This window comes from Streptomyces sp. NPDC059456 (genome assembly GCF_042750055.1).
Taxonomy (GTDB): domain Bacteria; phylum Actinomycetota; class Actinomycetes; order Streptomycetales; family Streptomycetaceae; genus Streptomyces.
The window spans coordinates 18,009-27,739 of record NZ_JBHYVA010000027.1; the positions used below are offsets into that span (position 1 = coordinate 18,009).

The 9,731-nt window shown below is 74.5% G+C and carries 8 protein-coding genes and 1 pseudogene; 5 read left to right on the forward strand and 4 right to left on the reverse strand.

What is annotated here, in order from left to right:
• Nucleotides 1-1,050, reverse strand: a 1,050-nt coding sequence (locus tag ACFXA3_RS04680; protein WP_385181904.1) for an alpha/beta hydrolase, incomplete at its 3' end; no start/stop codon positions are given.
• Between the two features lie 215 nt (nucleotides 1,051-1,265).
• Between ACFXA3_RS04680 and ACFXA3_RS04685 the strand changes: the two genes are divergently transcribed.
• Nucleotides 1,266-1,793, forward strand: coding sequence for an HIT family protein (locus ACFXA3_RS04685; RefSeq protein ID WP_385181906.1), 528 nt, complete (start codon nucleotides 1,266-1,268; stop codon nucleotides 1,791-1,793).
• An 85-nt stretch (nucleotides 1,794-1,878) separates the two neighbouring features.
• Here the strand turns inward: ACFXA3_RS04685 and ACFXA3_RS04690 are convergent.
• The 3 genes and pseudogenes from ACFXA3_RS04690 to ACFXA3_RS04700 all read right to left on the reverse strand — a co-directional run bounded on the left by ACFXA3_RS04690 (nucleotide 1,879) and on the right by ACFXA3_RS04700 (nucleotide 3,837).
• Nucleotides 1,879-2,433 (reverse strand): annotated as a pseudogene (locus tag ACFXA3_RS04690) (LysE family translocator).
• A gap of 131 nt (nucleotides 2,434-2,564) precedes the next feature.
• Nucleotides 2,565-3,068, reverse strand: a complete 504-nt coding sequence (locus ACFXA3_RS04695; RefSeq protein WP_385181924.1) for a MarR family winged helix-turn-helix transcriptional regulator — start codon at nucleotides 3,066-3,068, stop codon at nucleotides 2,565-2,567.
• Between the two features lie 115 nt (nucleotides 3,069-3,183).
• A complete protein-coding gene (locus ACFXA3_RS04700; protein ID WP_385181909.1) occupies nucleotides 3,184-3,837 on the reverse strand; it encodes a DJ-1/PfpI family protein in 654 nt (217 codons plus the stop codon).
• Between the two features lie 188 nt (nucleotides 3,838-4,025).
• Here ACFXA3_RS04700 and ACFXA3_RS04705 point away from each other — a divergent pair, with 188 nt between their 5' ends.
• From ACFXA3_RS04705 to ACFXA3_RS04720, 4 genes are all read left to right on the forward strand, one after another.
• Entirely contained in the window at nucleotides 4,026-5,390 is a 1,365-nt protein-coding gene (locus ACFXA3_RS04705) for an aspartate aminotransferase family protein (RefSeq protein ID WP_385181912.1), read from the forward strand.
• A 163-nt stretch (nucleotides 5,391-5,553) separates the two neighbouring features.
• On the forward strand, nucleotides 5,554-6,234 hold the full coding sequence (locus ACFXA3_RS04710; RefSeq protein ID WP_385181915.1) for a GntR family transcriptional regulator: 681 nt from the start codon (nucleotides 5,554-5,556) through the stop codon (nucleotides 6,232-6,234).
• The gene (locus ACFXA3_RS04715) at nucleotides 6,231-9,011 is read left to right on the forward strand and encodes a glycosyltransferase (RefSeq protein ID WP_385181917.1); all 2,781 of its coding nucleotides are present in this window, start codon (nucleotides 6,231-6,233) and stop codon (nucleotides 9,009-9,011) included. The genes ACFXA3_RS04710 and ACFXA3_RS04715 overlap by 4 nt, the downstream gene beginning before the upstream one ends.
• A gap of 96 nt (nucleotides 9,012-9,107) precedes the next feature.
• Nucleotides 9,108-9,731, forward strand: a 624-nt coding sequence (locus ACFXA3_RS04720; protein WP_385181919.1) for a hypothetical protein, incomplete at its 3' end; no start/stop codon positions are given.

Sequence of the window (9,731 nt, forward strand, 5' to 3'; positions counted from 1 at the left end):
GGCCATGACCCCGCAGCCGAGGAGTCCGGCGGGGGGCGGGGGGGGCGCCCGGGCGGGGCGGGGGGGGCGGGGCCGGCGCGCCCCCCGCCGGAAGCGCGCACCGCCCCCGGGGGCGCGCCCGGGGGCCCCCGGGGGGCGGGCGCCCACCGGCCGGGCGCCGAAGGCCGGGTCGACGGGGTCGGTCCCGAAGCCGACTCCGCCGAGACGGACATGGGGGACGTGGGCGATCCAGTCGGAGCCGCCCCGCCCGGCCCAGACGCGGGCGGCCGTCGGCAGCTCGGCGGCGGAGGCGGCGCCCGTGCCCGGACTGCCGAACAGGGCGATGTCGCCGACCTGGGGTCCGGTACCGGTCCGGGCGCAGACCACGGACCCGTACGAATGGCACAGCAGGGAGAGCCGGGCGCCGGGCGCGGCGGCCCGCGCCAAGCGGTCGAGGAAGGGCCCGAGCTCGGCGGCGCCCGCATCCGCCCGGTCGGTGGTCAGGACGGTCGTGCTGACCGTGCCGGGGGTGTCGTACCCGAGCCAGGCGACCACGGCGGAGCGAGGATGCTCGGCCCGGAGGCGCTGCTGAAGGGCGACCGCCCCGGCACGGAACCTCTGGTACGTGTCCAGCGTGGTGTCGGAACCGGGGACCAGCACGGCGACCCGGTCGGCGGTCTCCAGATCGCCGAGCACCTCGACCGCGCGCCCCGCGCCGCGGCCGTCGAAGACGAGGAAGCGGGCCGTTCCCCCCGCCCCCATGGCACGCAGCTTCGCGGCCCGCCCCGTGCGCCCGGCGGCCTCCGCCATCCGCTCCGCCTCGGCGAGGTCGGCGCGGTTCGCGGCGTACCGGTCGGGGAGCGAGGTGTGTTCGGCGAGGGTGGCGGGCGCCGGCGCGGGCACATCCGGAGAGGCGGCGGCGGACACGGGGAACACGACGGCCGCGGCGACGAGGCCGGCCAGCAGGGTCCGGCGCAGACGGCCGCGCCGTCGTCCGGCGCGGTGACCCTCGGCGCTAACTGCGACGTGATCATCGGGGCGTCCTGCGGGGCGTCCTGTGGGGCGGGTCATGGCGGGTCCCTGTTCCTTCGCTCGGTCCAGAGGGGCTGACGGGGCGTCTTCTCTGGTTCCGAAGTTAGGAAGTGGGACCCCTCGTCGGCGTCCCGCTGGGGAGCGGCCTTTGTGCGTGGCTCTCAGGTATGACGGGGCAGACCTGAGAGCCACGGACCGAGCGACGGCGTCCACCCTCGGACGTCCTCCCCGAGGCGGTCGACTAAGGTCCCGGAATGACCGCGGAAGAGAACCTCAACAACGCCAGTCACAGCGGTAGTTCCACCCCCGGCGGCGACTGGCGCGCGGACCGCATCGGCAGCGCGCACCGCGGAGCGAACCCGACCGTCCTGCGCCGCCTCGACCAGGGCTTCGCCGTGATCGGCGACCGGCAGTTCCTCCCCGGGTACGCGGTACTGCTGACCGACGACCCGTCAGTGACCCGGCTCTCCGACCTGCCACGGCCGCGCAGGACGGCGTACCTCGCCGACATGGAGCGGCTCGCCGAGGCCGTCGAACGGGCCTGCCGCCGCCTCGACCCGGCCTTCCTCCGCGTGAACATCGAGATCCTGGGCAACACCGACCCGTACCTCCACGCCCACATCTGGCCCCGCTACGCGTGGGAGCCCGCCGACCGGGTGCGGATGCCCGTCTGGTTGTACGGGGAGGAGTACTGGAGGGGGAGCCGGTACGAGCCGGGCGGGCGGCACGACGGGCTGCGCGTCGCCATCGGGGAGGAACTGGACCGGCTCGCCGCAGGCTGACACCAGGGCCGCCGGGGCACTCCGGGCGGGCCGGGTCACCAGGGCCGTCAGGGTCGCCCGGCCCGGCACCCGTACCCCGCCAGGACTACGGCGCCGTCGCCACGCGGACGCCGAAGCCGATCAGGACCGCACCGGTCGCCCGGTCCGGGACCCGGCGGACGCGCGGCCGGGCGAATAACTGCCGGGCGCGCGAGAGGACGTACCCGTACGTGCCGAGCCAGGGCACCGTCAGGGCGAGATGGAGCAGGACGAGCAGCGCCATGCCGGTGGCCGGGCGCAGCCCGGACGGGGCGAGGGCGGGCAGCAGCCCGGTGCAGAAGACGGCGGTCTCGGGGTTGAGGGCGTTGCTGACCAGGCCGGTCCGCCAGGCGCTGCCCGCGGCCCCGCGGACGGCGGGCGGCCCCGCGGACGGCGGGCGGCTCCGCGCCGGGCCGGCGCAGGGACCGGACGCCGAGGAGGCAGAGGCAGGCGGCGCCCGCGCGCTTCACGCCGGATACACCTCGGCCGACGCGGCGAGCAGCGCGGCGAGCCCGGCCAGGGTGAGGGCGCCCCACAGCAGGAGCCCGGCCGCGATCCCGGCGACGGCGCGCAGCCCGTCGGCGCGCCCACGGGAGAGGGCGCGCTTCGTCACGACGGCCATGTCGGGGCCGGGGCCGGGGCCGGGGACGAGGGTGAGCGGCGCCAGGACGCCGGTCGCGGTCAGCAGTTGCGTGGGCACGCGGCCCGGAGTGCCACCGGGATCCCGCCTGCGGTCGGCTCGTCCGTACGGCTTCACTCCCCGGCCGGCACCTCGCGGGCGGGGAGCAGCAGGGCGTCCAGGGCCGTCGTGAGGCGGTCCAGGACCTGCACCGTTTCCGCGAAGGCCGCTTCGCCCAGCTCCTCCGCGAGACGGTCGGCCAGGGCGGCGTGGGCCGGGGTGATGCGGGCGACGGCGGCGCGGCCCTCCTCCGTCGGCCGGAGCAGTTTCGCGCGGCGGTGGGCCGGGTTCGGCACGTACTCGGCGAGCCCCTTGGCCACGAGCAGGTCCGCGATGCGCTGGACGCTCTGCCGGGTGATGCCCATGACGCGGGCGATGCCCGCCACCGGCAGGGGCTCCCGGAGCGCCGCGCCCAGCACCTGCCACCAGGCCGCGGTCAGCCCGGCCGGCCGGGCCAGTTCCTCCGAGAGCGTGAGGAACCGGCCGTTCAGCCCGAACACGCCGAGGGCGGTGCGGCTCAGCAGATCCTGCCGGGCCCGTTCCGGCGAGGGATCGGGCCCGGGACCGGGACCGTGCACGGAGCCGGGACCGGAGCCGGGACCGGAGCCGGTCGCGGAGTCCGGCACGGAGCCGGTCGCGGAGTCGGGCGAGGAGTCGGTCGCGGAGTCGGAGTCGGAGCCGGCGGCCACGGGCTCAGGCATCGCCGCGCTCCGCAGCCGCCATCAGGACGGGGAACGCGCTCGCGTCCGAGTCGTGGAACAGCCGGTACCAGGCGTCCAGGACCTCCGGAGCGTACGCGTCCAGCCGGGCGAAGACCTCCCGGGCGAAGGCGACGGGTTCCGTGGGGCCCGCCGTGATCAGGTTGCCGTCCGTCACCGCGTCGGCCTCGACGTACCGTTCGGCGCCCGCGTAGCCGGGCTGCTGGGCGAGGTATCCGGCGGCCGCGCTGGTGTGGGTGTGTCCGTCGAGCAGGCCTTCCCTGGCCAGGCCGGCCGTGGCGCCGCAGATCGCCGCGACCGGCACTCCGGCCGCCAGGAACTCCCGCGCCTTGGCCGCGAAGGGCGCCAGGTCGTCGCCAGCGTCCCAGAGCGAGGCGCCGGTCAGGATGAGGAGGGAGGAGTCCTCGGGCGCGAGGTCCGCGAGGGCCAGGTCGGGCTGGATGCGGACGCCGCCCATCGTGGTGACCGGGGTTGAGGTGGTGAAGCCGACCGTGCGGACCCGGTGGCCGCGCTGGGTCAGGTGGGCGGTGGTGTGCCCCGTCTCCCAGTCCGCGTACGTGTCGTACACCGCGAGGTGGACCGTTCCTGCAGCCGGGCCGCCGGGAGTGGTGAGGGTGTTGCCGGTCATGTCGCCGCCTCCTCCATGAAATCCACGGGTTATGACAATAGACTGTCATGTCGACAGTGTGCTGTCAATCTTCGATCGTCAAATCCCCCCTCACCGCATTCCGCACAGACAGACTGCCGAGACCCGGCCCCCGCCCCCAGACAGTCCGCCCATATCCCGTCCCACCTGCGCACTTCTAGCGTCTCCCCATGACCCCTCACGTCGCCTCCGGCGCCACCGGCGCGGCCGTCAAGGCCGCCGACCGCGCCCACGTCTTCCACTCCTGGTCCGCCCAGGCCCTGATCGACCCGCTCGCCGTCGCCGGAGCCGAGGGGTCGTACTTCTGGGACTACGACGGAAACCGCTTCCTCGACTTCTCCTCCCAGCTGGTGAACACCAACATCGGCCACCAGCACCCCAAGGTCGTCGCCGCGATCCAGGAGCAGGCCGCCCGGCTCTGCACCCTCGCGCCCGGCTTCGCCGTCGACGTCCGCTCCGAGGCCGCACGCCTCATCGCCGAACGGACCCCGGGCGACCTGGACAAGATCTTCTTCACCAACGGCGGCGCCGAGGCCGTCGAGAACGCCGTACGGATGGCCCGGCTGCACACCGGCCGCCAGAAGGTGCTGTCGACCTACCGCTCGTACCACGGGGCCACCGCCGCCGCGATCAACCTGACCGGCGACCCGCGCCGCTGGCCCTCCGACACGGGCGCCGCGGGCGTCGTGCACTTCTGGGGCCCCTTCCTCTACCGCTCGCCGTTCCACGCCACCACCGAGGCCGAGGAGTGCGAGCGCGCCCTCGCGCACCTCGCCGACACCATCGCCTTCGAGGGGCCGGCGACCATCGCCGCGATCATCCTGGAGAGCGTGCCCGGAACCGCCGGGATCATGACCCCGCCGGCCGGCTACCTCGCGGGTGTCCGCGAACTCTGCGACCGCCACGGCATCGTCTTCGTCCTCGACGAGGTGATGTCCGGCTTCGGCCGGACCGGCAAGTGGTTCGCCGCCGAGAACTGGGGGGTCACCCCCGACCTGATCACCTTCGCCAAGGGCGTGAACAGCGGGTACGTGCCGCTCGGCGGCCTCGCCATCTCCGGCGCCATCGCCGAGACGTTCGCGACGCGCCCCTACCCCGGCGGACTGACGTACTCCGGCCACCCCCTGGCCTGTGCCGCAGCGGTGGCGACGATCAACACGATGGCGGAGGAGGGCGTCGTCGAGCACGCCGCGCACCTCGGCGAGAACGTGATCGGCCCGGCGCTCGCCGAGATCGCCGAGCGGCACCCGTCGGTCGGCGAGGTCCGCGGCCTGGGCACCTTCTGGGCCCTGGAGCTCGTCCGGGACAAGGCGACGCGCGAGCCGCTCGTCCCGTACAACGCGGCCGGGGCCGACAACGCGCCGATGGCCGAGTTCGCGGCGGCCTGCAAGGCCTCCGGCCTGTGGCCCTTCGTGAACATGAACCGGACGCACGTCGTCCCGCCGTGCACCATCACGGAGACGGAGGTCAAGGAGGGCCTGGCCCTGCTGGACGAGGCGCTGACGGTCGCGGACCGCCACACCACCTCGGCGTGACCTGCCGCACGACCTGCCGCACGACCGCGGCGTGACCCGCGGCGCCGCCCCGGCGTGACCCGCGGCGCCGCCCCGGCGTGATGTAAATGGTCCGCGTTCGATCGGTTTCAGCCTTGCTGCCTGGCCTAAGGTGTCCGAAGTTCACTTAAGGAGACGGACCCCTATGCCAGGCAGCGGCGCTGTCACCCGCAACACCCTTCGCCAGCAGATCGCGGACGCGCTGCGCGACGAGGTGCTCGCGGGACGCCTGCCACCGGGCACCGAGTTCACGGTCAAGCAGATCGCCGAGCAGTACGAGGTCTCCGCGACCCCCGTACGCGAGGCACTGGTAGACCTCGCGGCGCAGGGGCTGCTGGAATCGGTGCAGCACCGGGGCTTCCGCGTGCGCGTCTACTCCGTGGACGACTACCGGGGCATGATCGAGGCCCGTACGCTCATAGTGGACGGGATCTTCCGGCGGCTCGTCGAGCGCGGCACCGCGCCCGGCTCCGGCGAAATGCTGGTGTCGGTGCGCCGTCGTGCCGAGGAGGCGTGCCGGGCCGCGCAGAGCGGCTCGCTCGAAGTGCTGATCGGCTACGACCTGCGCTTCTGGAGGGAGCTGAGCGGGCTGGTCGGCAACACGTACATCTCGGAGTTCCTGCACCGCATCCGCGTGCAGTGCTGGGTCTTCGCCGTACCGCACCTGAAGTCGGCTGCGGATCTGCACACCGGGCTGTGGTCCGGCCACAACGAGCTGGTCGACGCGGTGACCCGCGCCGACGCCGACGAGGTACGCAGCCTCGTGTACGCGTACAACCAGCACGGACTGGACTGGGCCGCGGGCCTGAAGGCGGTCGGCGCGTGACCGGAACCAGCGCAGCGGCCGGAGTGGCCGGAGCGGCGGGAGGTGCCGGGCCGGCCCCCGTCTGGCTCGGCGCCGTCGGGCTGTCCGTCGTCGTCCCCGCCCACGACGACGAGCACCGGATCGGCCCCGCCCTCGACGCCTTCCGCGCACACCTCGACGTCCGCCTCGGCACCGGACCCGGCGACTGGGAACTCGTCGTCGTCGACGATGCCTCCACCGACGCCACGGCCGCCCTCGTCGAGGCCGCGGCCGCCGACGACCCCCGGATCCGGCTGATCCGCTCCGAGCACCACCGCGGCCCCGGCGCCGCGCTGCGCGCCGGAGTGCTCGCCTCCGCCGGTGAGCGCGTCCTGCTCGCCGACAGCGGGCTCAAGACACCGCCGGCCGAGCTGGACCGGCTGGAACAGGCCCTGGCCCCCACCCGGGCCGCCGAACCCCCGGCCGACCGGCATCAAACCGCCGAACCCCCGGCCGGCCACCGCCCGGCCGACCGGCATCAGGCCGACGGACCCCCGGCTGACCGGCATCACGCCGACGAACCCCCGGCCGGCCAACGCCCGGCCAGCCGGCATCACGCCGACGCACCTCCGGCCGACCGGCATCAGGCCGCCGAGCCCCTGGACGACGCACCCCTGGCCGGCCGGCACACAGCCGACGCGGCCGCGGCCGCCGAACCCCCGGCCGACGCGTCCGCGGCCGGCCGACCCCGGGCCGGCGCTCCCTCGGCGACCGCGTCCGCGCCCGCCACGGCCGCAGCCGTCGCCCTCGGCCGGTCGGCGAACCGCCTGGTCCGCGCCCTGGGCATCCCGGGGATACCCGGATTCCGCACCGGCACCTTCACCTTCGCGCTCTTCGACGGGGACCGGGCACGGGCCGCCTTCGCCGCCTCCCGCCTGGACGGCCCCGCCGTCGACGCCGAGGTGCTGCGCTGGGTCCGCCGGCAGGGCTGGCGCGTCGCCGAGGTCCCGGTGCGCCGCAGTGCACCGCCCACCCCGCGCCCGCCCCGGCCCCGCCGGGCCGCCGGCGCCCGGCGCCGCGCGCTCGTGGACCTGCTGCGGCTGAACGCGGGCGGCCTCGCCGTCGCGGCCGTCTTCCTGGCCCTCTCCGCGTACGTCTTCCACGGCCTGTGGGCGGACCTCGACGGCCGCTACCTCAAGGACGCGCTCCAGGACCAGAACCAGTGGGAGTGGTTCGTCGGCGTCACCACCGACAACATCACCCACCTGCGCAACCCGCTCTTCACCCTGACCCAGGGCATGCCCGACGGCGTGAACCTGATGGCCAACGCGACGATGCTCGGCCTGACCGTCCCGCTGATCCCGGTGACGCTGCTGTTCGGGGAGACCGTCACCTTCGTCCTGGTCCTCACGCTGGGCATGGCCGCCAGTGCGTGGACCTGGTACTGGCTGATCCGCCGCCGCTTCGTGCACGGCCGCTGGGCCGCCGCCGCGGGCGGGGCGCTCGCCGCTTTCGCGCCGCCGATGGTCTCGCACGCCAACGGCCACCCGAACTTCGTCGTCCTCTTCATGCTCCCGCTGATCATCGACCGGGCCCTGCGCCTGTGCGATGGGCAAAATCAAGGTCGCAGTGTGGTCCGGGACGGCGTCCTGCTCGGCCTGTTCGCGACGTACCAGATCTTCCTCGGCGAGGAGCCGCTGCTCATCGCCGCGCTCGGCATGCTGCTCTTCTGCCTGGCGTACCTGCTGGTCGACAGGGAGCGCGCACTGGAGGCCGCGCGGCCCCTGGGCCTCGGCCTGGTGATCGCCGCCGCCGTCTGCGTGCCGCTGCTGGCCGTCCCGCTGTACTGGCAGTTCTTCGGCCCGCAGAGCTACCACTCGGTCCTGCACGGGGACAACGCCGGGAACAGCCCGCGCGCCCTGGTCGAGTACGCCGCCCGCTCCCTGTTCGGCGACGCCGAGACGGCCGGCCGGCTCTCGATGAACACCACCGAGCAGAACGCCTTCTACGGCTGGCCGCTGCTGGCCTTCGGCGTGGCCGTGTGCGTGTGGATGTGGCGGCGTACGGTCGTGCGCGCACTCGCGATCACCGGCGCCGCGGCGCTGCTGCTGTCCCTCGGGCCGTGGGTGCCCGTACCGCACACGGGCGTCGTGCTGCCCGGGCCCTGGCGGCTGATGGGCAAGGCGCCGCTGTTCGAATCGGTGATCGAGGGGCGCGTGGCGATGGTGTGCGCCCCGGTGCTGGGCGTGCTGCTGGCGCTCGCCCTGGACCGGATCGTCCGGATGCGCGGGCGCGAGCTGCGCACGCTCGGCCTGCTCGGGGTGGCGGCCGCGTTGATCCCGGTGCTGCCGCTGCCGCTGGCCGTGCGGGAGCGGGAGCCGGTTCCGCAGTTCATCGCCTCGGGCGCGTGGAAGGACTACGTCGGGGACGGCGAGGCGCTCGTGCCGGTGCCGCTGCCGGACCCGGGCCAGGCGGACGCGCTGCACTGGCAGGTGGAGGCGGACTTCGGCTTCCGGCTGGCCGGCGGCTACTTCAACGGCCCGTGGGGGCCCGAGCGCATCGGCATCTACGGGGCCACCCCGCGGCACCTCTCGAACCTCCTGCGGGACGTCCGCTACGGGGCCGAGCCCCCGGAGGTCACCCCGCAGTGGCGGGAGCAGGCCCGGCAGGACCTGGAGTTCTGGAAGGCGGGCGCGGTCGTCCTGCCGTTCCAGGACCGGGACACGCAACTGCGCGACCTGCTCACCGGGCTGCTCGGGCAGGAGCCGAAGAAGGTGCAGGACGTATGGGTCTGGAGGGTGGGCCTGGGGCGGCCGTAGCGGGCTGTTCCGCCCCAGGTTCTGCGCAGCCCTTCGCGGAGGGTGTTCGGCGCACTACGCTGGCCGGATCGGCGACAACGACTGATCGGAGCCCGCGTGGCCTGTGACCTGTGGCTGGTCCCCCTTGTCGACGTGCTGTGCCACAGCCCCGACAACCCGTTCGCGGAAGAGATCGCCTCGTACGACAAGGCACTGGGCGACGCGGGACTGCCGTCCGTGCCCGTGTTCGCCTACATGCCGGGCCTGAGCGGGGACGTGGCCCCCGTCGCCGGCTTCGACTACGACGCCCTGCACTTCCTGCGGCGGGCCTACCTGCTGCAGATCTGCGGACTGCCGGTGACGCCGGTGGACGAGCTGGGCGGGGACTACGAGCAGCTGCTGGAGATGTTCGAGTCGACGGCGCAGCAGTCGCACCTGGTGTGGCACTACGACCACGCCGGGGCGTACGTCCCGGTGGACTTCGCGGTTCCGCTGGCCAACGAGGAGCTGTTGGCCGGGGGCGGGCCGCTGGGGTCGGCGCAGGGGCTGCTGCGCGAGCTGATGGTGGTGGCGCCGGCGATCGGGATCGACCCGGGGAACCCGCCGCTGGCGCCGGCCGCGCCGGGGCGGCCGACGTCGCTGGAGGAGCCGGCGGGGCCGATCCCGTACGACGAGAGTCCCTTTGCGCGGGAGCGGCACGTGTGGCTGGGACTGCACGCGGCTGCCACCCGGAGCCTGGGC

Bases quoted from the DNA above. Each gene is read 5' to 3' on its own strand.
- ACFXA3_RS04685 (WP_385181906.1), top strand. From the start codon at position 1,266: ATGACCGCGGAAGAGAACCTCAACAACGCCAGTCACAGCGGTAGTTCC.
- ACFXA3_RS04700 (WP_385181909.1), bottom strand. From the start codon at position 3,837: ATGACCGGCAACACCCTCACCACTCCCGGCGGCCCGGCTGCAGGAACG.
- ACFXA3_RS04705 (WP_385181912.1), top strand. From the start codon at position 4,026: ATGACCCCTCACGTCGCCTCCGGCGCCACCGGCGCGGCCGTCAAGGCC.
- ACFXA3_RS04710 (WP_385181915.1), top strand. From the start codon at position 5,554: ATGCCAGGCAGCGGCGCTGTCACCCGCAACACCCTTCGCCAGCAGATC.